Origin of the sequence: Mesorhizobium sp. M1399, from assembly GCF_040317735.1 — a bacterium.
Classification (GTDB): domain Bacteria; phylum Pseudomonadota; class Alphaproteobacteria; order Rhizobiales; family Rhizobiaceae; genus Mesorhizobium.
The window spans coordinates 38,181-62,167 of sequence record NZ_JAMYKZ010000004.1 but is presented as its reverse complement, the minus strand read 5'-3'; the positions used below and the strand labels follow the sequence as shown (position 1 = coordinate 62,167).

Genomic DNA, 23,987 nt, shown 5'->3' with positions numbered 1-23,987 from the left:
AGATTTCGCCATGAGGAATGGATTTTCGGCATTTCGAGCTCTTTTAGACGAACGCTCAGGCAAGCCAGGCCTGAAAGCGTTCTGATAGATTACATCATGTCTGCCGCCAATGACCGCGACGTCAGATGTTTTCCGGCAGATAAATGTCGAAGGGCAGAAAGGTCTGACCCGGCGCATTCGCGGCGCCGGTCTCGATGGCATGCGCCATCAGCCCGACAAGCTCGCGGCAAAGCGCTGCCAGAGGCGTCGAGATCACCATCGTCAGGAAATTATCCGCCAGCGCCGCGCGGGAGTCAGGCGTGATCTCGTTGCAGACGACCGCTGGCATCTCTGCCGGCTTTGCCTCCCTCAGCGCCGAGATCGCGCCTTCCATGCCGCCACCGGCGACATAGCAGCCGGCAAGATCGGGGTGGCGGGCCAGAAGCTCGATCATTGCATCATGCGTGATCTGGTTCGCTTCCAGATTGACCAACGTCTCAAGGAGAGTGAATTCCGGCGCTTGCTCGCGAAAAAAGGAGCGAAAACCGATCTCGCGAAGCTCGTGGCCGTGGAAGCGATGGCTGCCGACGAAGAGGGCGACCTTGCCAGGTCTCTTCGCGGCCTTCGAGATCATCCAGGCAGCGGTGCGGCCAACCTTGCGATTGTCGAGGCCGACATAGCCCTCGCGAATGCCGGACGCAAAGTCGGAAAGCAGGGAGAACACCGGTACGCCGTTGGCTTTGAGCGCCTCGACGGCCACCGTCAGCGTCGGGTGATCAGGCCCGACCAAGGCGACGGCCCTGGATTTGGCTGCCAGCTTGCGCATCCGCTCGACGATCTCATCCGGCGCCAGCGAATCGGCGAAGTCGATGGTCGCCACGCCTCGAAAGCGCGGCGACTGCGATACTGCCAGTTCAAGTTCGCGGGCAAATTCGCTGTAGAAGACGTCTTCCCGCCGCAACAGCAGAAATCCGAGGCGATACTCCGGCAATTCATGGCGCATCCGCTGCTTGATCAATCCGGCCGCGTGATAGCCGATGCTGGTCGCGGCGTCATAGACGCGGCGCGCGGTTTCCTCGCGCACCGGCAAGCGGTTGTTCAGCACCCGGTCGACGGTGGCAACGCTGACCCCCGAAATGCGTGCCAGGTCGGTGATCGTCGGCCGTTTCGCCATCGCTGCCTCGCTCCAACTATCCGACTCTTTTAAACCATTCTGATGGAAAATGATAGAAACTATCTTTGTGATATTGAGTCTATCAGCGCTCGGCGTTATTTTGAACACTGACCGAATATGATCGAGGCCTCCGCCATGGTGGATATTGGACTCCAAACCGGGAACACAACCTCAGCAGCAGCGTCCCAACGCGACTACAGCCTGGTCGGCCGCGACGCGAAGCTTGCCGTCGAGAGCGGGCTGGCGGCGGCCGAGTGGTATCACACCGACGTGCCGCGCAAGCAGATGAAGGAGCTGATGCAGCGCTCCGACGGCCCGGCGATCCGCGATACCATCATCTGGCTCGGCGCCATGATCCTCAGCGGCGCGGGCGCCGCCTTGTTCTGGGGCAGCTGGTGGTGCGTGCCGTTCTTCTTCGTCTATGGCGTCCTCTACGGTTCCTCCACCGATTCACGCTGGCACGAATGCGGCCACGGCACCGCCTTCAGGACGCAGTGGATGAACGACGTGGTCTATCAGATCGCCTGCTTCATGATCATGCGCAACCCGGTGACCTGGCGCTGGAGCCACACGCGCCACCATACCGATACCATCATCGTCGGCCGCGATCCGGAGATCTCGGTCATGCGCCCGCCCGATCTGCTGCGCGTCGTGCTCAATTTCGTCGGCATTCTCGATGCCTGGCATGCGATGAGCGACATGCTGCGCAATGCGGCCGGCATCATCAGTCCGGCCGAAAGAACCTTCATTCCCGACCAGGAGCAGCCGAAGGCAATCCGCATTGCTCGCATCTGGACGGCGATCTATGCCGCGACGGTCGCGCTGGCGCTTCTTACCGGCTCGTTCCTGCCGCTGATGCTGGTCGGGCTGCCCAGGCTTTACGGTGCCTGGCATCATGTCATGGTCGGCCTGCTGCAGCATGGCGGCCTGGCTGAAAACGTCACCGATCACCGGCTGAACAGCCGCACCGTCTACATGAACCCGATAAGCCGTTTCATCTACTGGAACATGAACTACCACGTCGAGCATCACATGTTCCCCATGGTGCCCTACCATGCGCTGCCCAGGCTGCATGAGCTGATCAAGCACGATCTGCCGGCGCCGACACCGTCCATCCTGGCCGGCTATCGCGAGATGATACCGGCTTTCCTGCGCCAGCTGCGCAATGAGGATTATTTCATCAAGCGCGAACTGCCGCCGACGGCGAGGCCCTATCGCGAGGATTTCCACAACGATAACGCTGCTGTTGCGGTGGCTGCTGAATGACAAGCCTACGCCGGGGCACCAAGAATCGGGGAAGGCGCAAATGAGCGACTGGGTCGAGGCTTGTGACGCCGAGGACATCGACGAGGAGGATGTGATGCGGTTCGACCATGGCGGTCGCACCTTCGCCATCTACCGCAGCCCCGAGGACGGGTATTTCGCCACCGACGGGCTTTGCACGCATGAGAAGGTGCATCTGGCCGACGGGCTGGTGATGGACGATATCATCGAATGCCCGAAGCATAATGGCCGCTTCAATTACAAGACTGGGGCTGCCAGGGGCGCGCCGGTCTGCGTCGATCTCAGGACCTATCCGGTCAAAGTCGACGCCGGCAAAGTCCTTGTCCGGATCGGTTGATGATGACGAAGGGAATGGTCATCATTGGCGCCGGCGAATGCGGCGGGCGCGCCGCCCTTGCGCTGCGCGAGCTCGGCTATGATGGCCCGGTGACGTTGGTCGGCGACGAGCCGCATCTGCCCTATGAGCGGCCACCGCTGTCGAAAGACGCGATGGTCGCCGACGCGCCCCTGATCAAGGCGATCGCCAGTGAGGCGGTCCTGGCCGAAAGATCGATCAGGCATATCCATTCGGTTCAGGCGATGGCGATCGACCGCGTGGCGCATGTCGTGCGCCTGTCGGACGGCTCGGTCCTGGCCTACGACAAGCTCCTGCTGGCGACAGGGTCGCTGCCGCGCAAGCTGCCGATTCCGGGCCTTGGCGGGCGCTGCGTCTATCTGCGGACCTTCAACGACGCACTGGCCATTCGCGCTCATCTCAGCGCCGGAAATCGCGTCGCCATCATCGGCGGCGGCTTCATCGGTCTCGAGCTCGCCACGGCGGCACGCAGGCTCGGCGCCACTGTTGCCGTTATCGAGGCGCAGCCGCGCATTCTAATGCGCGGCGTGCCGGCCGAGATCGCGCAGGTTATCCATCAGGCGCATGAAGCCGAAGGCGTAAAAATCCTGTGCGGCGAGGGCATCGACGCCATTGCCGATGACGGCGCCGAAGTGCGCATCGTGCTTGCCGGTGGACACGACATTGTCGCCGATCTTGCCGTGATCGGCATCGGCGCCGTGCCGGTGACCGGACTTGCCGCGGAGGCAGGGCTGACGATTGACAATGGTATCGCCGTCGACGCCGAGCTTCGCACCAGCGACCCCGACATCTTTGCCGCCGGCGATTGCTGCTCGTTTCCGCTCGCCATCTATGGCGGCCGGCGAGTGCGGCTGGAAGCCTGGCGCAATGCGCAGGAGCAGGGCGCGCTTGCGGCCAGGAACATGCTTGGCGCCGGCGAGGCCCACGCGGCGGTGCCATGGTTCTGGTCGGATCAGTACGGCCTGACCTTGCAGATCGCCGGCCTGTCGGACGAAGGCCGCAGCATTGTGCGTCGCGAGCTCGGCGACGGCGCCTTCATCCTGTTCCATCTCGCCGAGGACGGCAGGCTGGTTGCGGCAAGTGGCATCGGCCCCGGCAACGCGGTCGCCCGCGACATAAGGCTGGCCGAGATGCTGATCGCGAAAAGGGCAAAGCCGGCGCCGGAAGCGCTAGGCTCGCAAACGATCAAGCTGAAGTCGCTGCTGGCGACATGAGCCAGCGCGGGTTCCAGAGCCATTTGAAAGAACTTGCGGAGCGCTTGCCGTTCTGGTGGTGACAATCCTGCACCTGATGGCGGGAGACGACCCTGACCGGTCGTTCCTGCCCGCGATGGAAACGTCTCATGAGGGTTGGAACGGGGTCGTTCGCGCGACTTTGCGCCGAAAGGTTGCCATGAGGCGAATGATCCGATCTCGATCCCAGATGTCAGCTAAGCGCTTGCCGTCACGGCCGAGACGACCCCTTCCAGCCAACCGAGTTTCAGATGTAACCGAATTTCCTCCTTCTGAAATCGCAGCGCGACCCTCTCTCCTCAGTAGACGGGCTGACCACAGCCCGCCGCCCTGCCCGTATACGGCCGGGGCTCTGTGAAAAGAGGCTATCATGACGCCTCCAGTCCAGTGTGTTCTCCGTGTTATGCACCTGGTCATCGCCCGATCCCTTAGGGCCGCAGCGCAACGGCGTGAGCTGGCTCAACTTAGCGACCGCCAGCTACGCGATGCCGGAATCGATCCCGCATTGGCAGGCCGTGGCAAGGCGGCCGCCGTCGATAGAACCAGCCTGCTTCGACTGCCGACCCTGTCGTCCGGCTGAGCGAGTTGATAGAGGAGCTAGCGATGGCCGGTCTCTCCACCGCGATCGGCGCAGAAGTCGGAGAGGTGTGCCTGCTCGGGGCAATGTTCGCTGGACTGATCCTCATCTCAGCTCCGAGAACGCGCTTCGTTCAGAGTCCGATCTCTGACTTGCCGGGCGCTCAGCGTCCGGTCGTCTTTCAAAGCAGTTCCAGGCGCCGAACTGGACGCTTTGAGATCGTCGGAACTGAACTCGACCTTCCCGGCATATCCCGGCCGAGCGATGGAACCCGCGCAAGCTACTTACAACGTCCGAGCCACCCTTGAGCGATCGCTCACGCCTTCAGTCGCGTATAGACGGCGCGCGTTGCCAGTGTTTCTTGCTGTCCGGGACGCGTGAAATAGAGCTCAATGATGTGGCGATCGTTGTTCTCGATTTTGATTACAGTGCGCATGCCGACCTGCTTGCCGACTGTTTCTTCGCCCGCCACGCCCTGGTCGGTAAAGGTGCCGGACATGCTGATCGGCCTTTGATCCCCCGAATTAGGGACGCCTTTAAAATACATCATGGTTGTGTTGACAGGATCGATCGTGACCCACTCGTAACGTCCGTCCATGATGCTGTAGCTGAGCCATCCTTTGCGCCAGACCGGCGCTCCATCCAGCGTTCCCTCCATTATGTCTTCGATGTAACGGCCGCCCGCCAACCACTGACGATGGCTAATGAGATCGTCCGTCACGAGCGGCGGCTGATCGGGGCTACGGCCGAGTGTGCCGTAGAAGCTCATCTGGACGCGCCAGGTGCCGATCATTGGCGCCAGGACCTCATGCCCCGGGCCCGGCAATCCACGGCGAAGCCAATTCGGCAACTCCGACTGGGTCGGGGGCTCGGCTGCAGCCGAGCTGCCTTGAGCCAATGCGCCGAAAGGAATGGGGAGGACGAACGCAACGACGAATAGGGCAACGTGTAGTGTCTTGATCATACTTTATCTCCAGCTCATCGCTCGCCCGGGAATTGCTATGACGCGCTCAGTTGGGGCAATCGTTGCGAATTTTGTCGGGTGAACTCGTGGATACTCATCTCATACCTCTCCGTCATTCGATGCTGACCAGCGTTTCACCACCGGAAACTTCGATAACGGCGCCGGTCACGAAGTCATTGGCCATCAGGAAAAGTGCGGCCTTGCCGATATCGTCGATTTTTCCGACGCGTCCTGCCGGGAAGCGCTGACGCACCAGCGCGAAAAACGCCGCGCGCTTCGCCTGCGGCATGCCGGCCCACATTTCGCTGTCTATGACGCCTGGTCGGATTGTGTTGACGCGGATCGGACCGAGTTCGAGCGCAAGGGCTCGCGTCAGCGCCTCCAGACCAGCAAAGGCGACCATCATCATCGATGCGCCGATGCGAGGCTTGGTCACCAAGCCACCGGTCGTGAATGTGATCGAACCACCTTTCGGCATCCTAGGCGCTGCGTGCCGCGCGCAAGACCAACTGCCCAAGAGCTTGCCGTGCAGAACGGCCTGCGCGTTGGCCATCGTCTGGGAGAGGAAGGGACCTCCCGGACTCGGCGGGGTCGCGGTGATGAGAAGGTGGTCGAGCGTCCCTAGTGTTTCGAACATTTGCTCGACCGCTGTATCATCGGTCATGTCCAGCGACTGGAACGTGATCGAACCGTGGACCCTTTGCTCTGCAACCATTCTCGCTGAAGGGCGCCGCCCGAGCGCAATGACGTCGGCGCCTGCTTGACAGGCTGCGCGGGCCGCACCCATGCCCATGCCGCTTGTCCCGCCGACGATCACGACACGCTGATTCGAAAGAGACTGCTCGTCACCGTTCATCCTGGATCTCTGCCGCTGGCATACGGACTCAGCATCTCCAGCCACTGCGTCTCCATGTCGCCCGGTTCGAGCTCACCAGCATCTACGACGAAGCTCTGGACATAGGCTTCGCCGAAGTGGCTCTTGAGTGCATTGATACTGCGCCAGACCTCGTAGATAACGATGAGATCGGGGTCGGTCCGATCTCGATGGATGTGGAATTGAAGACAGCTGGCTTCCGATCTCGTCGCTTGGAGATCTTTAAGCATACGGGCGACAAGCGCGGAGCCTTGGCCGGGAGTGGCGCGATGCTTAGCGATAACGCAATAGGGCGTGTCTTCGCCAGCGGTTGGTCGAGGAAGATCAGGCAACGTCAGCGCCATGTGGTACTCCTGCCGGAACGGCCGACCGAAGTGGTTGCGGCCATTGAAATTGGCAGATGCTGGTATGGCGTTGCTATGGCAGAAACGACTGAATATTTGACCGTTTGTCGCGCGTATTTTCCGTATTACACGCGGTCGCAACAGGAGCGTATCTGCGGCTGGTCGAAACAGCCTCGCATGAACCCGATCAGGATTCTGTTCCGCTCACACGCAGCCCTGAATCTCGGATAGCGCCGGGTGAGACACCCATGAAGCGTTTGAACGCCCTGCTGAAGGACGCATCGGACTCATATCCCAACTCCGATGCGATCTGTGACTGCGACATATATCCGTTACGCAACCAGGATGCCGCCAGCCGAAGCCTCCATTGCAGGAGATAGCGGGCGGGGGATACCGACAACAGGCTCTTGAACCGCTGCGAGAACCTCGATCGCGACAGCCCGGACAATGCAGCCAGGCGATCGACTGGCCAGTCTTCCCCAGGGGAGCGATGGATTCTTGCAAGCGCCGACCCGATTTGTGGATCCTGCACGGCCGCCAGCCAACCAGTCAGATCGTCGGAACATGTCTCGACCCAGGTTCTGATTACTTGCGTCATGACAATATCGGCAAGGCGCGCCATTATCGTTGCCGAGCCGATTCTTTGCCCTTCAGCCTCGCGCGCCATCATCGCAATGAGGCTTGGTAGGTCAGTATCGCCATGCTCGGCATGCCGGATGTGCATCACAGAAGGTAGCAGTTCCAGCAGCGGATTTGCTGTCGGGCCCTCAAAGCCGATCGTACAGCATGCGATCAACGATCGCGCGCCGCCGCCGCCAGACTTCAACTCGTAAGTTCCGTTCCCGATCAACGCTGGTTTGACATCGGCGAGCGGCAAGGTTCGCCGTTTTGGCCGATCGGACATAGTGTGCTCTGTTCCGTGGGGAAGAAGAAGCACATCGCCGTTTTCGAGCAGCAGCGGCGGCAAGCCCTTGGCTTGTATCCAGCAATGACCCTCGAGCATCGCATGAAAACGTACACCCTCCCTGAACGGCACGGCGATGCCCCAGGGCGCCGTCAACTCGCTGCGGCCATATCTCGCATGGGCAAGGCGTAGATCGCGCAGCACCTCGCTCAACAAATCATTCTCGGCCGGCTGGTAGCCCATCGTTGCACGCCCTAAACCGGGCCGATCAATGGACCTAAGCGGATCACTCATCTGCACTCCTTTGCCCCAACTTCGCATACGCTTATGCATCCCGTTACCTCTCTTAGTAGGCAACCGAACGGAGACCTATTACGGATCCAGATTCCGCAAGAGATCTGACAATGGAAATGGGATTCTGCTGGCGGCGTTCGCTTAGGGATGCGCCGGACTTTTTTCAACAATATCCACCCCTTGCTGCCCATCAGATCGCGCGCGCGACAAAGCTGTTCCCCAGCCAGGCGATCCCTTGAAAGGATCGACGGGTTCGAAGCCACAGAGTTCAAGCAGATAGGCGATTTCCTGGCGCAGGCTCCACCGCAGACCTTCACCGCTAAAACAGCGCCTTCAGCTCCGGCAGCTTGTCGTTGACTAGCCAGCCATAGTAATTTTCCTCAGGCAGCTTTTCCGGCTCGCCCGCAGCGCGGCGCTTGTCGTTCTCGGCCTTCAGCGCATAGGCACGCTGTTCCGGATTGCCGACATTGTAGAGCGTCGACGTGATGCCGGGATTGCCTGAGATGTCGAAGCCGGCAATGCTTTTATAGGCGTCGATCGACTTCCGGATCGTTGCCGCGACATAAGGCAGGGTCAGGTCAGGATCCATGATGGTCTTGTAGACCGCGTTCGGGTCGCCGACGTCGAGCTCCGGCAGGCCGGAAACCTTGTGCACGAGATCGCTCATCTGCAGTGCCGTCAGCGGATTGAGCTGGCCAAGACCAAAAGTCTGGCCGGCATAATAGGGCTGGAAGAAAGTCGCGCCGAAGCGGTCGTTGGGAAAGCTCTCGCCGTTGACGGTCTTGCCGCGGAACGACCGGTTCCACACCTGCTCGCGGCATTCCCAGAGTTCGTAACTGTCCGATTTGCCCGCGCACTTGGCAAATTGCGGCCGTTGCACGAAATCGGTGATGTCTTCGCCTTCATAGGCGAAGGAGAGTTTGCTCGACAGATACGAGATCGCCTTGACGTAGTAGGTCTGCAGCCGGTCGTAGGCATCGACATTGTAGGTGTGCTCGCCGACGATGGCGCCGACGATATGCATCGGGTCGATGCCATAGGCCGCGGCTGCCTGCATGATCTTGCCACGCAGCTCGGCATCGTTCTGGAGCAGCGCAAACACTTTGCGGTATTTCGCCTGGAAGGTGGTGTTGGTCGCCTGGGTGCGCCGGCTGGATGCGCCCGGTATGTCGGGCTGCTCGGTGTTGCGGTTGCCGGGCGGCACCATGGTTGCCGCTTGCGCGGCGAACATGGCTGCCGCCAGCGTCAGCCCGAGAATGACGAGGATCAGTTTTTTCATGCGCCGCCGCCCAAATAGTCGCCGGGCAAACTAGGTAATGCTCCAACGGGAGTCGAGAGACGCCTGCACCCGACGGGACGAAAGCTCGCCGGATGCTTCCATTTGGCCACACATCGGAAATGCCGGGCTGAATTTGGCGGAGACCGGGAGCAATTCCCCGGCCTCTTTGAGGATGAAGCGTCTCCTACAGGATGAAACGCGACAAATCCGTGTTTCTGGAGAGGTCGCCGACATGCTTCTCCACATAGGCGGCATCGACGGTCACGGAGGTGCCGTTGCGGTCCGGTGCGTCATAGGAGATCTCGTCCAGCACCCGTTCCATCACCGTCTGCAGCCGCCTGGCGCCGATGTTCTCGACGCTGGCGTTGAGGTCAACAGCGATGCCGGCCAACGAGTCGATCGCGTCATCGGTGAAGACCAGGTCGACTCCCTCGGTCTTCATCAGTGCGATATACTGCTTGATCAGGCTGGCTTCGGTCTCGGTGAGGATGCGGACGAAATCGTCCTTCTCCAGCGCCCGCAGCTCGACACGGATCGGCAGGCGGCCCTGCAATTCCGGCAGCAAGTCGGATGGCTTGGCGACGTGGAACGCACCTGAAGCGATGAACAGGATGTGGTCGGTCTTCACCGGTCCGTATTTGGTCGCAACCGTGGTGCCTTCGACCAGCGGCAGCAGGTCGCGCTGCACGCCCTCGCGCGAAACACCGGCACCGATGCCGCCTTCGCGCGAGGCGATCTTGTCGATCTCGTCGAGGAAGACAATGCCGTCATTCTCGGTCGATTCGAGTGCCCTGCGCACCACCTCGTCCTGGTCGAGCAACTTGTCGGACTCGTCGCTGATCAACAGCCCGTAGGACTCTTTAACGGTCGTCTTGCGCATCTTGGTTTTCTTGCCGCCCATCGCTTTCGACAGCATGTCGTTGATGTTGAGCACGCCGATATTGGCGCCCGGCATGCCGGGGATCTCGAAGCCGGGCATGCCGCCATTGCCGGTATCGGCCACTTCGATCTCGATCTCCTTGTCGTCAAGCTCGCCGTCGCGCAGCTTCTTGCGGAAACTGTCACGGGTGGCCGGACTCGCCGTCTTGCCGACGAGCGCTTCAAGCACCCTTTCCTCGGCGTTGATGTGGGCACGCGCCTCGACGTCCTCACGCATCTTCTCGCGCACCAGCCCGATGGCGATCTCGACCAGATCGCGGATGATCTGCTCGACATCGCGGCCGACATAGCCGACCTCCGTAAACTTGGTGGCTTCGACCTTGACGAAAGGCGCACCGGCAAGGCGCGCCAAGCGGCGAGAAATCTCGGTCTTGCCGACACCGGTCGGGCCGATCATCAGGATGTTCTTCGGCATCACCTCTTCGCGCATCTGGCCCTCGAGCTGCTGGCGGCGCCAGCGGTTGCGCAAGGCAATCGCCACGGCACGCTTGGCGTCTTTCTGGCCGATGATGAAGCGGTCGAGTTCCGAAACGATTTCGCGGGGAGAGAAGGTGCTCATGTCACTAAATTCCACTTTGCCACTGCCGAATGGACTCGAACGGATGCAGCAGCATGATCACGTTGAGTGTCAGATTGTCCCGGATGAGATAGCCGACACCGAATTCGAAGATGAGGGCGAGGGTTACGATCACCCATATAGGAAGCCTTCGCGCCATGACAAACCCCAGCACCATGGCCAGCGTGTCCGACACCGAATTGATGACGCTGTCGCCATAATAGTCGAGCGAGATCGTGCCGGCGCGATAGCGATCGATGATGAAAGGGCTGTTCTCGAGCAGCTCCCAGCCGCCCTCTATCACCACCGCAAAGGCCAGCCTGAGCCCGATCGGCGAGCGCGGGAAAAGAAACCACGCCAGCGCATAGAACAGGAAGCCGTGAATGATGTGCGAGAAGCTGTACCAGTCGGAGATATGCTGGGAATTCTCGGAGCTCTGCACGATGCCGTGCCACAGCTTGACGTAGCCGCAGGTGCAAATCGGCGTCCGCCCCATGCCGTAGAGGACCCCTGCCTGGAATATGACCAGACCGAGAACCAACAGAAGCCCCATTCGCCAACTGTCTTCGTAGGCCGAGACGGTTTTGTCGCTGGATACGCTCATGCTGCTATTGCCCCTCTTCTGCGTCACCCTGTTCGGCATCACCCTCTGGGGCATCAATCGCCATCAGCACGGCATCGCCATATTCCGACTTCCTGCGATCGATAGCCCTGAAACCGGCTTTTTCATAGGCACGGATAGCCCGTGCATTGGCCGGGTCCGGGTCGATGATGACGCGCGGCGCACCTTCCTCGAAAAGCTGCTCGACGAACTGCCGGACGATCGCCGAGCCGTGGCCGGTCCCGACAAGCTCCGGCACGCCGATCGACAGATCGATGCCGAGCGTGCCGAACGGCTGGTCGCTATAGGGATGACCGTCCTCCAGATGCGGATCGTAGCTCTGCAAATAGCCGATGGGTTTGCCGTCGAGCTCGATAATCAGCGGCTCGACCGAAATGCTGTCGATATGCTCGCGGATCTCCGCGATCTCGGTCTCTGGGTCGTTCCACCATTCGGTGACATGCGGCTCGGCAAGCCAGCCGGCGATCATCGGCAGGTCCCTCTCGGTCACCGGCCGAAAACCGTAGCGGAGGCTCCGCTCAGGCGGCATCGAGGGTTTCGACGACGAAGCTGTTGTTGGTGTAGACGCAAATGTCGGACGCGATCTGCATCGCCTTGCGGGCGATCTCCTCGGCGTCCTTATCGGTATCCATCAGGGCGCGGGCCGCGGCCAGCGCGTAGTTGCCGCCGGAGCCGATGGCCATCACGCCAAATTCGGGCTCCAGCACGTCGCCGGTGCCGGTCAGCGCCAGCGACACCGACCTGTCGGCCACCAGCATCATTGCTTCCAGCCGGCGCAAATAGCGGTCGGTGCGCCAGTCCTTGGCGAGCTCGACGCAGGCGCGTGTCAGCTGGTCGGGATATTGTTCGAGCTTGGCTTCGAGCCGCTCCAGCAGCGTGAAGGCATCGGCGGTGGCGCCGGCGAAGCCGGCAATGACGTTGCCGCCCTTGCCGATGCGGCGCACCTTCTTGGCGTTGCCCTTCATGATGGTCTGGCCGAGGCTGACCTGGCCGTCGCCGGCGATCACCACTTTGCCGCCCTTGCGCACGGTTAGGATGGTCGTGGCATGCATGGTCAGTTCATTAGACATTTTCTGCTCCGGTCAGCACCGATCCCATCAAGGCGATTGGCGCGTTACGAGTGACTTGATCGGCCATATGTATGCATAGGCCAGACGATTGCAAACCGGCCATCCACCGGGCCGGATAGTGCTCCGCAGCGGTAACTGGCAATCGCCGGATCATGCTGCTAGAAGGCTTTCGTTTTCAGGCATGTGAACGCCTGAATCGTGCAAATCTGAGACAAGGATGAGGTCATGGTGCCCCGTTCCGCCGAGATAAGCCGCAAGACCAAGGAAACCGACATCTCCGTGTCGGTTCAGGTCGACGGCTCGGGCAAATCCGACATTTCGACGGGCGTCGGCTTCTTCGACCATATGCTGGACCAGTTATCGCGCCATTCGCTGATCGACATGACGGTGAAGGCCAAGGGCGACCTGCACATAGACGACCACCACACGGTCGAGGATACTGGTATCGCGCTTGGGCAGGCGCTGGCCAAGGCATTGGGCGAGCGGCGCGGCATCATGCGCTATGCTTCGATCGATCTCGCCATGGACGAGACGCTGACGCGGGCGGCGATCGACGTCTCCGGCCGGCCTTTTCTGGTCTGGAATGTTTCGTTCTCATCGCCGAAGATCGGTACGTTCGACACCGAGCTGGTGCGCGAATTCTTCCACGCGCTGGCGCAGAATGCCGGCATCACGCTGCATGTCACCAATCATTACGGCGCCAACAACCACCACATTGCCGAGACCTGCTTCAAGGCCGTGGCGCGTGCGCTGCGTTCGGCGCTCGAGCGCGACCCGCGCCAGCCGGACGCGGTTCCCTCCACCAAGGGATCCCTGAAAGGGTAGCGCCATGGCCATCTATGTCGCGATGGAACCGCCAGGCCGCAGCGAAAGGGTGGACACCACCTTTGTCCGTGACGGCTTTGCCTGGCTCGGCTTCCTATTGCCGCCGCTGTGGCTGGCCTGGCACCGGCTGTGGGTCGAGGCGGCATTGGCCTTTGTCGCCATGGGCCTGCTTTCGATGCTGGGCGAAAGCCTGGGCCTGGAAAGCGCAGGCTCGCTTTTGTCCCTCCTTGTCATGCTCTTTGTCGGACTGGAAGGGCAGGCCCTGCGGATCGCAGCACTGCGCCGCCGTGGCTGGCGTGAATGGGGTGTCGTCGAGGCCGACAGGCTCGACGATGCCGACATTCGCTACGCGTTGGAAACCGATGCGGATTCGAATGCACGGTCCCCCGCACAGCGCATCGTCCCGGACGCAGCACTTGCCCGGCCGACGCCGATGGGCATGGCACTGGGGCTGACCCATATTCCGGGAAAGCGCTGAGATGCGGGTCGCGATCATCGATTACGGGTCGGGCAATCTGCGCTCGGCCACCAAGGCCTTCGAGCGTGCCGCTCATGAAGCCGGCATTGCCGCCGCGATTGAACTCACAGCCGATGCCGAGCGGGTCAGGACCGCCGACCGCATCGTCCTGCCCGGCGTTGGCGCCTATGCCGATTGCGCCGCTGGACTGCGCGCTGTGGCCGGCATGTGGGAAGCGGTCGAGGAGGTCGCGATCGTCAAGGGACGGCCGTTCCTAGGCATCTGCGTCGGCATGCAGCTGATGTCGGAGCGAGGCTTGGAGAAAACGGTTACGAAAGGGTTTGGCTGGATCGCCGGCGACGTCAAGGAGATCACGCCGGCCGATCCGACACTGAAGATCCCGCAGATCGGCTGGAACACGATTGACCTGAAGCGCAAGCATCCGCTGTTTTCCGGCATTGCGACGGGCGGGAAGGGGCTGCACGCCTACTTCGTCCACTCCTACCATCTCGATGCACGGAAGGAGGACGAGGTGCTGGCGGTCGCCGACTACGGTGGCCCGGTGACGGCCGCTGTCGCCCGCGGCAATCTCGCCGGAACGCAATTCCACCCCGAGAAGAGCCAGGCGCTCGGCCTCGCTTTGATCACCAACTTCCTGCAATGGAGGCCCTAGGTCATGAGCAAGAAGGGCTATTGGATGGCGATGGTCGATGTCCGCGACCCCGAGGTCTACAAGCAGTACATCGAGGCCAATGCCGCGGCTTTTGCGAAATACGGCGCGAAGTTTCCCGTGCGCGCCGGACGGTATACCAGCCCGGAAGGGCCGACAGGCAATCGCCACGTGCTGGTGGAATTCGAATCCTACGAGACGGCGATCGCCTGCTACGGCTCGCCTGAATACCAGGAGGCCTTGAAGTACAGGCTCGCCGGCTCGACCGGCCACTTTGTCATCGTCGAAGGCGCCTGAAGGTGATCCTGTTTCCGGCGATAGACCTCAAGGACGGCAAATGCGTGCGCCTCAAGCATGGCGACATGGCGACCGCGACGGTCTACAATGACGATCCCGCCGCTCAGGCGCGCGCCTTCGAAGAGCAGGGCTTCGAATGGCTGCACGTCGTCGACCTCAACGGCGCCTTCAAGGGCCAGAGCGTCAACAGCGCGGCAGTCGGCGCCATCCTCAAGGCGACGAACAACCCGGTGCAGCTCGGCGGCGGCATCCGCACTCTGGCGCAGATCGAGGACTGGCTCGACCGTGGGCTGGCCCGCGTCATTCTTGGCACTGTGGCGGTGCGCGATCCGGATCTGGTCAGGCAGGCTTGCAAGGCATTCCCGGGCAAGATCGCCGTCGGCATCGACGCCAAGGGCGGCAAGGTCGCGGTCGAAGGCTGGGCGGAGGCCTCGAGCCTCGGCGTCATCGAACTGGCGAGGAAATTCGAGGGCGCCGGCGTTGCTGCCATCATCTACACCGACATTGATCGAGACGGGGTGCTGACCGGCATCAACTGGGACGCCACCATCGATCTCGCCGAGGCGGTTTCGATCCCGGTCATCGCCTCGGGCGGGCTCGCCTCGATCGCCGACATTGTGCGCATGACCATGCCCGATGCGCGGAAGCTCGAAGGCGCGATCTCCGGCCGCGCGCTCTACGACGGCCGCATCGACCCGGCCGAGGCACTGGCGATCCTGCGTGGCAAACCGATGGCAGGGGCGTCATCATGAAAGTCTCGATTATCCTCGCCCCCTATGACAGCGGGCACCATCATGAAGGGTGCGGCCAGGGGCCGGACGCCATCATCGGCGGTGGGCTCGTCGAAGCTCTGACCGTGGCCGGCCATGACGTCGCCGTCGAAGATATCGGCAAGGTGGGAGACGAGCAGGGGCGCGAAATCGCAACCGGCTTCGCCGTCTGCAACGCCGTCGCGGCCAAGGTCGGCCTCGCCCGCGACGGAGGAGGCTTCCCCATTGTCCTTGCTGGAAATTGCCTGACCGCCGCCGGTGCGGTTGCCGGTGAAGACGCGGATTCGATTATCTGGATCGATCAGCATGGCGATCTCAACACGCCAGAGACGTCCGCCTACGGCTTTCTCGACGGCATGGCGCTGGCGGCGACACTCGGGCTCTGCTGGCGTCCGATGGCGGCAGCAATTCCGGGATTCCGGCCGATGGACCCGGCGCACTGCATGCTGGTCGATGCCCGCGACCTCGATCCCGACGAAAAGCGCCTGCTGGAAACTTTGCCGATCGTGCGCGCCGAATGTGCCGGTGCGCTCGATATGGTGGGAAAGCTCACAGCGGCAGGGGCTGTTCGGGGACATCTGCATCTGGACCTGGATGTCCTCGATCCGGATGTGCTGCAGGTGAACCGCTACACGCATCCGGGCGGTCCGAGTCCGGAACAGCTGCGGCAGCTTGCCTGCGGGCTGGCCAGATCCATCCCGATCGTGGGCGTGACGCTCTCGGCCTACGATCCGGCCTTTGATTCCCAGTCCGAGGTTCCGTCCGTCGTCGGCCAGCTGCTTGTCGACCTTCTTGCGGCGATCGAGAGGATCTGATGCTGAAAGCCCGCGTCATCCCCTGTCTCGACGTCAAGAACGGTCGCGTCGTCAAGGGCGTCAATTTCGTCGACCTGGTCGATGCCGGCGATCCCGTCGAAGCGGCAAAAGCCTATGACGCGGCCGGCGCCGACGAGCTCTGCTTTCTCGACATCACTGCCTCGTCGGAAAACCGCGAGACCATCTTCGATGTCATTACCCGAACGGCCGAACAATGTTTCATGCCGCTGACTGTCGGTGGTGGCGTCCGCCAGGTCGCCGACATCAGAAAGCTGCTTCTGGCCGGCGCCGACAAGGTGTCGATCAATACGGCGGCGGTGAAAACCCCAAATTTTGTCGCCGAGGCTGCCGACAAGTTTGGCAACCAGTGCATCGTCGTCGCCATCGACGCCAAGAAAGTGTCCGCTGCGGGCGAGGCTGATCGCTGGGAGATCTTCACCCATGGCGGCCGCGAGAAGACCGGCATCGATGCCGTCGAGTTCGCTCGGCGGATCGTCGATCTCGGCGCCGGCGAGATCCTGTTGACGTCGATGGACCGCGACGGCACCAAGGCCGGCTACGACATAGCGCTTACCCGCGCGGTCGCCGACGCCGTACGCGTGCCGGTCATCGCTTCCGGTGGCGTCGGCACGCTCGATCACATGGTCGAAGGCATTCGCGACGGCCATGCGGGCGCGGTGCTGGCAGCCTCGATCTTCCATTTCGGCACCTACAGCATCGCCGAAGCCAAGATGCATATGGCTCAGGCCGGACTGCCGATGCGGCTGGACTCGCCGGGTAATCGGTCCTAGAGCCTTTCCGGCTAAGAAGAGGCTGTAAACGCCGTTATGACCGAGTTCTCACTCTCCGATCTGGAGAAGATCATTGGCGAACGCGCACGTTCCGGCGATCCGGATTCGTGGACGGCCAAGCTCTTTCAGCGCGGCATGAGCAAGGCAGCGCAGAAACTCGGCGAAGAGGCGGTCGAAACGGTGATCGCAGCCGTCAGCGCCGACCGGGACGCGCTTGTTTCGGAAAGCGCCGATCTCATCTATCATTGGCTTGTCGTTCTCGGCATAGCGGACATTCCGCTGAGCGATGTGCTCAACGAGCTTGAACGCCGCACCGGTCGTTCGGGCATCGCCGAAAAGGCGTCTCGGCTGGACCGGGGCTGATCGCTGCGGAGGAACTCGATGGACCAGCTCGCTCCTACCGAGAAGTATTCACCCTATCGGTTCTTCTCGGCGGAGCAATGGTCGCGGTTCCGCGCCGATACGCCGATGACGCTCACCGAGGACGAGGTCCGTCGTCTGCGGTCGCTGAACGATCCGGTCGATCTCCACGAGGTCGAGCGCATCTACCTTTCGATGTCGCGGCTGTTGTCGGCCCATGTCGAAGCCAGTCAACTCCTGTTCAGGCAACGCCAGGTTTTTTTCAACGCGCTGGACGTGGCCAAGACACCGTTCATCATCGGCATTGCCGGTTCCGTGGCGGTTGGCAAATCGACCACGGCGCGCGTGCTAAAGGAGCTGCTGGCGCGCTGGCCGTCGAGTCCCAAGGTCGATCTGGTCACCACCGACGGTTTCCTGCTGCCGAACGAAGTCCTGCGCCGCAACAATCTGATGGAGCGCAAGGGCTTTCCCGACAGCTACGACGTCGGCGCGCTGCTGCGTTTCCTGTCCGGCATCAAATCGGCGCAGCGCAACGTCCGCGCGCCGGTCTATTCGCACCTGACCTATGACGTTATCCCGGGCGAGTTCCAGACCATCGACAGGCCGGACATCCTGATCTTCGAGGGCATCAATGTCCTGCAACCTGGCAAGCTGCCGAAGGACGGCAAGATCGTGCCTTTCCTGTCAGATTTCTTCGACTTCGCCATCTATATCGATGCCGAGGAGGCGCTTATCCATCACTGGTATATCGCCCGCTTCATGCGGCTGCGCGAAACCGCCTTCCGCGACCCAGCCTCCTTCTTCCACCGCTATTCGCAACTTTCCGAGGATGCGGCCCGCGCCATCGCCGAGGGCCTGTGGACCAACATCAACCTGAAGAACTTGCGCGAGAATATATTGCCGACCCGCGCCCGCGCCGATCTCATCCTGCGCAAGGGCGCCAATCATCTGGTCGAGGAAGTGGCGCTCCGAAAACTGTGAAATCCCGATTCATTCCTTAAAGTCATCTTAACCCCGTCTTCCTATTGTCAGGCCTGATCTGCGGGCTCGGCAAACAATGAATGCGCCATTCCTAAATATTGATCGGCCGGCAGCGGACCGCGTCGCACATCCGGGCAGCGGCGCCGCCACGATTGCCCTGATCGTGCCGGTCCACAATGAGGAAGGCGCGATTGCCCCGTTCCTGAAGGCGGTGTGCGAAAGCACCGCTCCGCTGAAGGACAATGGCGTTGCCCTCGAGTTCATCTTCGTCAACGACGGCAGCAGCGATACGACGCTCGAAAAGCTGATCGAAGCCCAACAAGCAGACCCTCGCATCCACATAATCGACCTTTCACGCAATTTCGGCAAGGAAGCCGCGATGACCGCGGGCCTCGACAGCTGCGATGCCGATGCCGCGATCCCGATGGACGTCGATATGCAGGATCCGCCGCATGTCATCCCCTTGCTTGTGGAAAAGTGGCGCGAGGGGTTCGAGGTTGTTCTTGCCAAGCGAGCCAACCGGTCGAGCGACAGCTTTCTCAAGCAGCGCTCCGCCTCGATGTTCTACCGCGTTCACAACTGGATCGCGCAGCAGAAGATCCCGCACGATGTCGGCGACTTCCGTTTGATCGACCGTCAGGTCATCCAGGCGCTGCGGTCTTTGCCCGAACGCCGTCGTTTTATGAAGGGCCTGTTCGCCTGGGTCGGGTTCCGCACCGCAAGCGTCGAATATGTCCGCGATCAGCGGATCGCCGGCCAGTCGAAATTCTCCGGCTGGAAGCTGTGGAACTTCGCGCTCGAAGGCATCACCAGCTTCTCCACCGCTCCGCTTGAAATCTGGACCTATGTCGGCGCGACGATTTCCGCGCTGTCGTTCCTCTACGGCCTGCTGATCGTCGCCAAGACAATGATCTTTGGCGTTGATGTGCCCGGCTACGCCTCGCTGCTGGTCAGCGTTCTTTTTCTTGGCGGCATCCAGTTGCTCGGCATCGGCATCATCGGACAATACCTCGGCAGGGTCTACGCCGAGATCAAGCAGCGTCCGATCTACATTGTGCGCCGCAAATATGAGGGAATGAGCTAATGGAGCTCGACGCCTACCGACAGATGGCCGCCACCGAAGACGAGCATTGGTGGTTCTGCGGGCGTCGCGCCATCGCAGAGGCGGTCATTCGCAGCATCGACCTGCCCGAAAAGGCGCGCATCGTCGAGATCGGCGCCGGCACCGGCGGCAACATCCGGATGCTGGAGCAGTTCGGCACCGTGACGGCAGTCGAGATGAGCGATCTCGCACGCAGGATTGCCTGGGAAAAGACCGGCCGCGACTTCCTTGCCGGACATCTGCCGGACAACATTCCTGTCACGCCGCAAAGCTGCGACCTGGTTTGCCTGTTCGACGTGCTGGAACATGTCGCCGAAGACGAGGCATCGCTTGCCGCGATCCGCCAGATGCTGAAACCAGCCGGCAGCGTCATCCTTACGGTGCCCGCACACCAATGGTTGTGGAGCACGCATGATGTGGGGCTGCATCATATGCGGCGCTATTCACGCAATCTGCTGCGTGAACGAATTGAAAGGGCTGGTTTCAGGATCGACCGGCTGAGCTACACAAATGCCGCACTCTTTCCTGTAGCGGCACTGGCACGGCTGGTGGATAGGTTGCGCAAGCCCGCCTTGCCAGCCGGCCATGCAACGCCGTCGAAACCACTGAATGCGGCGATGAAGGCAGTGTTTTCGGCGGAAGGCCGCATCATACCAAATGCAAGCCTGCCCTTCGGTGTTTCGCTGCTGGCGGTATTCCGCAAGGACGACGCCGTCGAAACCGGTCGCCTCGACGAGAAATTGGCAGCTTGACCGCGCAATGGGCACCGGTTCGTATCGTCGACTATCGCGCTTTGCGCTAATTGGCATTGCGTCGACGCTGATCTATGCCGTTTGTGCTCTCCTGCTGTCGCGTGGGCAGGCGACGGCGGCCCTGCCGGCGGCGCTCACATCGTTTGCGGCCTACGCCGTTGCCGCGCTGTTTTCTTACACCGGGCATAAATATTTCACCTTCACCTCGGGCGGCAGCCACGCGATGGAACTGCCCCGCTTTCTCCTGCTCACCGCTTCCGGCCTCGCTGTCGCAATCGCCCTGCCGGGGCTTTTGACCCAGATGCTCGGCGTCCCTGCCGCAGTCCCGATCCTGCTTACCTGCATTGCCGTGCCGGTCATCAACTATGTCGTCCTCGGACGCTGGGTGTTTCGTGGTCTCTAGCGCGCGATCCCTCAGTGAACTGCTGCCCGGTGCCAACCGTTTCTCGCCGTTTGCGGGCGTGGCGGGCGCCCCGTTGCTGCTGGCCTGCCTGGTCGTCATATACGCCGTCTGGCTGACAACAATTGCGATACCGACCAATGTCGACGTGTCATGGCTTCTGGTCGTCTGTGATCGGCTGCTTGGCGGAGAGCGGCTCAACACCGACATCATGGAGACCAACCCACCTTTCTCGATCTGGCTCTACATGCCGTTCATGCTCCTGGAAAAGCTCACCGGCATACGTGCGGAATTCTGGCTGACGCTTGGTGTCGTTTGCCTGAGCCTGGCCAGTCTTTTCGTTTCTGTCCGCATTCTCGCGCGCGATGAACCGGTTTACCGGCAGCCCCATGCGTTCTGGGCAGCAGCGGCGGCCCTGGGCTGGGTTCTCTGTTTCATGCCGGATCAATTCGGCCAACGCGAGCACTTCGCGTTGATTGCCATTCTGCCTTGGGTGGCGTTGCAATGCACACGTCAGCGGAACCCGGATTTCAGCGCCGGCTCGCGCCTGGAGCACATGGTCGCGGGCTTCGGCGCGGCGATCGTGGTCATGGTCAAGCCGCCCTATTTTGCGCTGGCCTTCATGTTGCCGTCACTCTGTCTTGCGGTTGAAAGGCGGTCGCTGAAACCGCTCTTCGTCGTGGAGAACCTGCTTGGCGCTACGATCGTGGCCGCCTATGTCGCGTCCATCGCGCTCTTCGACCGTGCTTATTTAAGCGAAGTCCTGCCCTTGGTCAGCGAGGTCTATCTTCCGTTGAGGGCCTCTACCGCCGATATGCTGGCGAACTGGCCGAAAGTGGTGCTGCTTCTGGCCGCCGCTACCGTGCTTGCGGCCGGCGGCCTGAGGCAGACGAACTGGGACGTCAGGATTCCGCTTCTGACCGCACTGGGGTTCATTCCGGCCTTCATCGTCATGGGCAAGGGTTGGCCCAATCACGCCCTGGCGATGGTCGTTGTTGCAACACTTGCATTTGGCATCCAGCTTCTGCGGTTCGGCACATTCCGCAGTGCAGGCTTCATTCGCAAGGCCGCCCTGATCTTCGGCTGCGTGCTGGTGCTGCAACTAGCGGTCAGGGCACAGTACGCGGCGCTGACGACGGACAACGGCCCGATCGGGCGCTCTGTCGCCGCGATCCGCGCAACGGTCGAAACCCCGACCATCATGTCGATCGCCGACCGGATGCAGGTTGCCCATCCCCTCGCCAGGCTGGTCGACGGCAGGTTCATATCACGCCATCCGAGCGCCTGGGCGGTCTCCAACGCTGACACGCTCGCCCGCGCCACCGGCGATCTCGAACGGAGACGGGAACTTGAAAGCATCCGCGATCGGGTGATCGGCGAATACGCCGCCGAGATATCAGCGAAGAAGCCCGATGTCGTGCTGTCAGGCTCGCCCGCGCGGACAGCCCTGATGCTGCAGGACAAGCGGATCGGAGCCGCCTTGGCCGACTATCGTCTGCTGCACCACGAGCCGGAAATCACTGTCTATCTGCGTTACACGGCGCCTGCGCCGCTCCAAACCAATTGAGCAGAGGCTCCCGGAAGACCATGGCACGGCTGGATCCAATCGCTCCGCTGGACGACATATGGCTCGAGCTCGAGAGCCTCGGTGCAACATCATGAGCGTCTCGAACGACATTGACGGCTTGAGCCGGTGGCGCGGCCGGAATATCGCGGCGGCGCTGCTTCCTAGCCGCAATGTCCTGGCCATTGCCGCAGTCACCGTGTTCTCCATCGTCTGGCAGCGGCGTTGGGGGACTGTTCCCGATACTAGCTGGCTGATCACGGTATGCGAGCGGATGCTCTCCGGTGAGCGGCTTTACTCGCAGATCCACGAGACCAACCCTCCATTCAGCGTATGGCTCTATCTGCCGCCAGTGGCTGTGGCCAGATTGCTGGGCGCCGCCCCGGAAATCCTGGTTGAGGCCTGGACATACCTTGCCGTGCTTATCGGACTTTCGCTCTCGGGCGTGATCGTCAAGCGCGGGGGTTTCACCGAAACTGCATCACTGTTTGCACTGGGGCCAGCGTTTTGCGCAATGCTGGTGATCTTCCCCGGCAACGCCTTCAGCGAGCGAGAGCATATCGGCATGGCGCTTTTCATGCCGCTGCTTGCGCTTCACGCCTGGCGTGCGCGCAGAGATGCAGCCGCCCAACCAGGCCCGGGGATCGCCGTACTCGCCGGCCTGTCGGGCAGCATTTTGCTGCTGGTCAAGCCCTACTATGCGATCATGGTGTTGGCGCCAGCGCTGGTCGTTGCAGTGCGCCGGCGCAGCCTGAAATCGATCTTCGCCCTGGAACACTGGGTCATTGGCGGCATCTGCATTGTCTATCTCGGCGCGGTCACGCTGATCCATCCGGAATTCCTGCGCGACATCTATCCCCTCTTGGCGGATGTTTATGGAAAGCTCGGCATCTTTTGGCCCATCGTGATCGGCCACGGTTTCGCGTGGTGTTTCCTCGTCTTCCTGATTTGGTGGCTGTGGCCGGCCGGGCGGTTTCCAGAGCTGGCGGCGGTAGCGCTGGCTGCATCGATCGCCGGCATGTTTCCCCTGTTCTACCAAGCGAAAGGCTGGTCTTATCATGCCTATCCCGCGATCTTTTGCGCCGTGGCAGCCATTTTGTGCCTGCTGGCAGTGCCCAGGATCGTGCGGCAGCCGTCGAAGCTGTTGGCGTTCGTGACGGCGCCTTCGCGAGCTTGGGCACTGGCGGGGGTGGCAATCGCTTTCTTGCCATACTGGAGCACCCAGAAACCGGGGCCGGCGCTGGTTGCCGCCATTCGCGCCGCGACCGATCGGCCTACTATTGCGTTGATCAGTTCGGATATGTCCTCGGGACATCCGTTGACCCGCATGATCGATGGGCAGTTCGTTTCGACCCATGTCAGCGATTGGCTCGGAGTGTTCGCGCTTTCCCTGTCCCGGCAGGCAGCCCTTTCCGGTGATACCGCTGAAGCCACGCGTTACCAGGCCATCATGGCGCGTTACGTCGAAAGCAAACGCAAAGAATTCGCGCGTCTGCGCCCGGATATCATTGTCTTCAAGAAAAACAACGCGATGTGGACAAGCCAACTGACAGAGCGTTTTGGCTTTGACGCCATCCTGGCGCACTACCGCATTCTCGTCGAGGACGAGACCGAGCGCATCTATCTGCGCGACGATTATGTCCGGTCGGGCGACCGGCCACCCGAATTGAGCAAGGCCTCGGAAAAACCATGACGCGGCTGGTGGTCGTGGCCGGTCGGCCATTTCCCAGAGCTGGCTGCCGTAGCGCTGGCAGCA

Annotated in this window: 28 protein-coding genes; 18 read left to right on the top strand and 10 right to left on the bottom strand. The window is 61.6% G+C overall.

The features are described from left to right. Nucleotides 1-121 precede the first annotated feature (121 nt). Nucleotides 122-1,153 carry a LacI family DNA-binding transcriptional regulator gene (locus NKH05_RS07400; protein WP_023718248.1) on the bottom strand — a complete coding sequence of 344 codons (1,032 nt, stop codon included), beginning with the start codon at nt 1,151-1,153 and terminating at the stop codon, nt 122-124. Nucleotides 1,154-1,288: 135 nt separating this feature from the next. Between NKH05_RS07400 and NKH05_RS07395 the strand changes: the two genes are divergently transcribed. From NKH05_RS07395 to NKH05_RS07380, 4 genes are all read left to right on the top strand, one after another. Further along, nucleotides 1,289-2,419: a fatty acid desaturase family protein gene (locus NKH05_RS07395; protein WP_051409640.1), complete on the top strand. Its 1,131-nt coding sequence runs from the start codon at nt 1,289-1,291 to the stop codon at nt 2,417-2,419. 40 nt (nt 2,420-2,459) lie between these two features. After that, nucleotides 2,460-2,774 (top strand): MocE family 2Fe-2S type ferredoxin, encoded by a 315-nt coding sequence (locus NKH05_RS07390; RefSeq protein WP_023718250.1) that lies wholly within the window; start codon nt 2,460-2,462, stop codon nt 2,772-2,774. Nucleotides 2,775-2,776: 2 nt separating this feature from the next. Continuing rightward, entirely contained in the window at nt 2,777-4,006 is a 1,230-nt protein-coding gene (locus tag NKH05_RS07385) for an NAD(P)/FAD-dependent oxidoreductase (protein ID WP_023718251.1), read from the top strand. Between the two features lie 388 nt (nt 4,007-4,394). Then, nucleotides 4,395-4,604: a YjiS-like domain-containing protein gene (locus NKH05_RS07380; protein WP_352495259.1), complete on the top strand. Its 210-nt coding sequence runs from the start codon at nt 4,395-4,397 to the stop codon at nt 4,602-4,604. A gap of 313 nt (nt 4,605-4,917) precedes the next feature. Here the strand turns inward: NKH05_RS07380 and NKH05_RS07375 are convergent, their stop codons facing one another. The 9 genes from NKH05_RS07375 to hslV form a co-directional block, all read right to left on the bottom strand. Then, nucleotides 4,918-5,565, bottom strand: coding sequence for a DUF1579 family protein (locus NKH05_RS07375; protein WP_353025205.1), 648 nt, complete (start codon nt 5,563-5,565; stop codon nt 4,918-4,920). 112 nt (nt 5,566-5,677) lie between these two features. After that, nucleotides 5,678-6,421, bottom strand: a complete 744-nt coding sequence (locus tag NKH05_RS07370) for an SDR family oxidoreductase (RefSeq protein ID WP_352858108.1) — start codon at nt 6,419-6,421, stop codon at nt 5,678-5,680. Continuing rightward, a complete protein-coding gene (locus NKH05_RS07365; RefSeq protein ID WP_353025204.1) occupies nt 6,418-6,783 on the bottom strand; it encodes a putative quinol monooxygenase in 366 nt (121 codons plus the stop codon). The genes NKH05_RS07370 and NKH05_RS07365 overlap by 4 nt, the downstream gene beginning before the upstream one ends. A gap of 187 nt (nt 6,784-6,970) precedes the next feature. Continuing rightward, nucleotides 6,971-7,981, bottom strand: a complete 1,011-nt coding sequence (locus NKH05_RS07360) for an AraC family transcriptional regulator (protein WP_352495256.1) — start codon at nt 7,979-7,981, stop codon at nt 6,971-6,973. A gap of 319 nt (nt 7,982-8,300) precedes the next feature. Continuing rightward, the gene (locus NKH05_RS07355) at nt 8,301-9,260 is read right to left on the bottom strand and encodes a DUF1402 family protein (RefSeq protein ID WP_023718256.1); all 960 of its coding nucleotides are present in this window, start codon (nt 9,258-9,260) and stop codon (nt 8,301-8,303) included. A gap of 184 nt (nt 9,261-9,444) precedes the next feature. Next, nucleotides 9,445-10,758, bottom strand: coding sequence for an ATP-dependent protease ATPase subunit HslU (gene hslU, locus NKH05_RS07350; protein WP_023718257.1), 1,314 nt, complete (start codon nt 10,756-10,758; stop codon nt 9,445-9,447). Nucleotides 10,759-10,762: 4 nt separating this feature from the next. Continuing rightward, a complete protein-coding gene (locus NKH05_RS07345) occupies nt 10,763-11,359 on the bottom strand; it encodes a DUF2585 domain-containing protein (RefSeq protein WP_023718258.1) in 597 nt (198 codons plus the stop codon). 4 nt (nt 11,360-11,363) lie between these two features. Next, nucleotides 11,364-11,906, bottom strand: a complete 543-nt coding sequence (locus NKH05_RS07340) for a GNAT family N-acetyltransferase (protein ID WP_352495253.1) — start codon at nt 11,904-11,906, stop codon at nt 11,364-11,366. Continuing rightward, nucleotides 11,896-12,447, bottom strand: coding sequence for an ATP-dependent protease subunit HslV (gene hslV, locus NKH05_RS07335; protein WP_023718260.1), 552 nt, complete (start codon nt 12,445-12,447; stop codon nt 11,896-11,898). Before hslV ends, NKH05_RS07340 begins: the two co-directional genes overlap by 11 nt. A 225-nt stretch (nt 12,448-12,672) precedes the next feature. Here hslV and hisB point away from each other — a divergent pair, with 225 nt between their 5' ends. The 14 genes from hisB (at nt 12,673) to NKH05_RS07265 (ending at nt 23,924) form a co-directional block, all read left to right on the top strand. Continuing rightward, nucleotides 12,673-13,272 carry an imidazoleglycerol-phosphate dehydratase HisB gene (gene hisB, locus NKH05_RS07330; protein ID WP_023718261.1) on the top strand — a complete coding sequence of 200 codons (600 nt, stop codon included), beginning with the start codon at nt 12,673-12,675 and terminating at the stop codon, nt 13,270-13,272. A 4-nt stretch (nt 13,273-13,276) separates the two neighbouring features. After that, nucleotides 13,277-13,750, top strand: coding sequence for a DUF2628 domain-containing protein (locus tag NKH05_RS07325; protein WP_352484489.1), 474 nt, complete (start codon nt 13,277-13,279; stop codon nt 13,748-13,750). Between the two features lies 1 nt (nt 13,751). Then, a complete protein-coding gene (hisH, locus tag NKH05_RS07320) occupies nt 13,752-14,402 on the top strand; it encodes an imidazole glycerol phosphate synthase subunit HisH (RefSeq protein ID WP_352484488.1) in 651 nt (216 codons plus the stop codon). A 3-nt stretch (nt 14,403-14,405) separates the two neighbouring features. Next, nucleotides 14,406-14,696, top strand: a complete 291-nt coding sequence (locus tag NKH05_RS07315) for a DUF1330 domain-containing protein (RefSeq protein ID WP_352484487.1) — start codon at nt 14,406-14,408, stop codon at nt 14,694-14,696. Nucleotides 14,697-14,698: 2 nt separating this feature from the next. Then, complete coding sequence (gene hisA, locus NKH05_RS07310; protein ID WP_023718265.1) at nt 14,699-15,448, top strand: 1-(5-phosphoribosyl)-5-[(5-phosphoribosylamino)methylideneamino]imidazole-4-carboxamide isomerase; 750 nt, start codon at nt 14,699-14,701, stop codon at nt 15,446-15,448. Next, nucleotides 15,445-16,281, top strand: a complete 837-nt coding sequence (locus NKH05_RS07305) for an arginase family protein (RefSeq protein WP_352495251.1) — start codon at nt 15,445-15,447, stop codon at nt 16,279-16,281. The genes hisA and NKH05_RS07305 overlap by 4 nt, the downstream gene beginning before the upstream one ends. After that, nucleotides 16,278-17,072, top strand: coding sequence for an imidazole glycerol phosphate synthase subunit HisF (hisF, locus tag NKH05_RS07300; RefSeq protein ID WP_023718267.1), 795 nt, complete (start codon nt 16,278-16,280; stop codon nt 17,070-17,072). Before NKH05_RS07305 ends, hisF begins: the two co-directional genes overlap by 4 nt. A gap of 36 nt (nt 17,073-17,108) precedes the next feature. Next, a complete protein-coding gene (locus NKH05_RS07295; protein ID WP_254815934.1) occupies nt 17,109-17,435 on the top strand; it encodes a phosphoribosyl-ATP diphosphatase in 327 nt (108 codons plus the stop codon). A gap of 18 nt (nt 17,436-17,453) precedes the next feature. Continuing rightward, entirely contained in the window at nt 17,454-18,413 is a 960-nt protein-coding gene (coaA, locus tag NKH05_RS07290) for a type I pantothenate kinase (protein ID WP_023718269.1), read from the top strand. A gap of 76 nt (nt 18,414-18,489) precedes the next feature. After that, nucleotides 18,490-19,497: a glycosyltransferase family 2 protein gene (locus NKH05_RS07285; RefSeq protein WP_031193759.1), complete on the top strand. Its 1,008-nt coding sequence runs from the start codon at nt 18,490-18,492 to the stop codon at nt 19,495-19,497. Then, the gene (locus tag NKH05_RS07280; RefSeq protein WP_023718271.1) at nt 19,497-20,267 is read left to right on the top strand and encodes a class I SAM-dependent methyltransferase; all 771 of its coding nucleotides are present in this window, start codon (nt 19,497-19,499) and stop codon (nt 20,265-20,267) included. The genes NKH05_RS07285 and NKH05_RS07280 overlap by 1 nt, the downstream gene beginning before the upstream one ends. Nucleotides 20,268-20,274: 7 nt before the next feature. Next, on the top strand, nt 20,275-20,670 hold the full coding sequence (locus NKH05_RS07275; RefSeq protein ID WP_023718272.1) for a GtrA family protein: 396 nt from the start codon (nt 20,275-20,277) through the stop codon (nt 20,668-20,670). Further along, nucleotides 20,660-22,234, top strand: coding sequence for a hypothetical protein (locus tag NKH05_RS07270; RefSeq protein WP_156948044.1), 1,575 nt, complete (start codon nt 20,660-20,662; stop codon nt 22,232-22,234). Before NKH05_RS07275 ends, NKH05_RS07270 begins: the two co-directional genes overlap by 11 nt. Nucleotides 22,235-22,430: 196 nt before the next feature. Beyond that, nucleotides 22,431-23,924 carry a hypothetical protein gene (locus NKH05_RS07265; protein ID WP_352591231.1) on the top strand — a complete coding sequence of 498 codons (1,494 nt, stop codon included), beginning with the start codon at nt 22,431-22,433 and terminating at the stop codon, nt 23,922-23,924. The last annotated feature ends 63 nt before the right edge of the window (nt 23,925-23,987 follow it).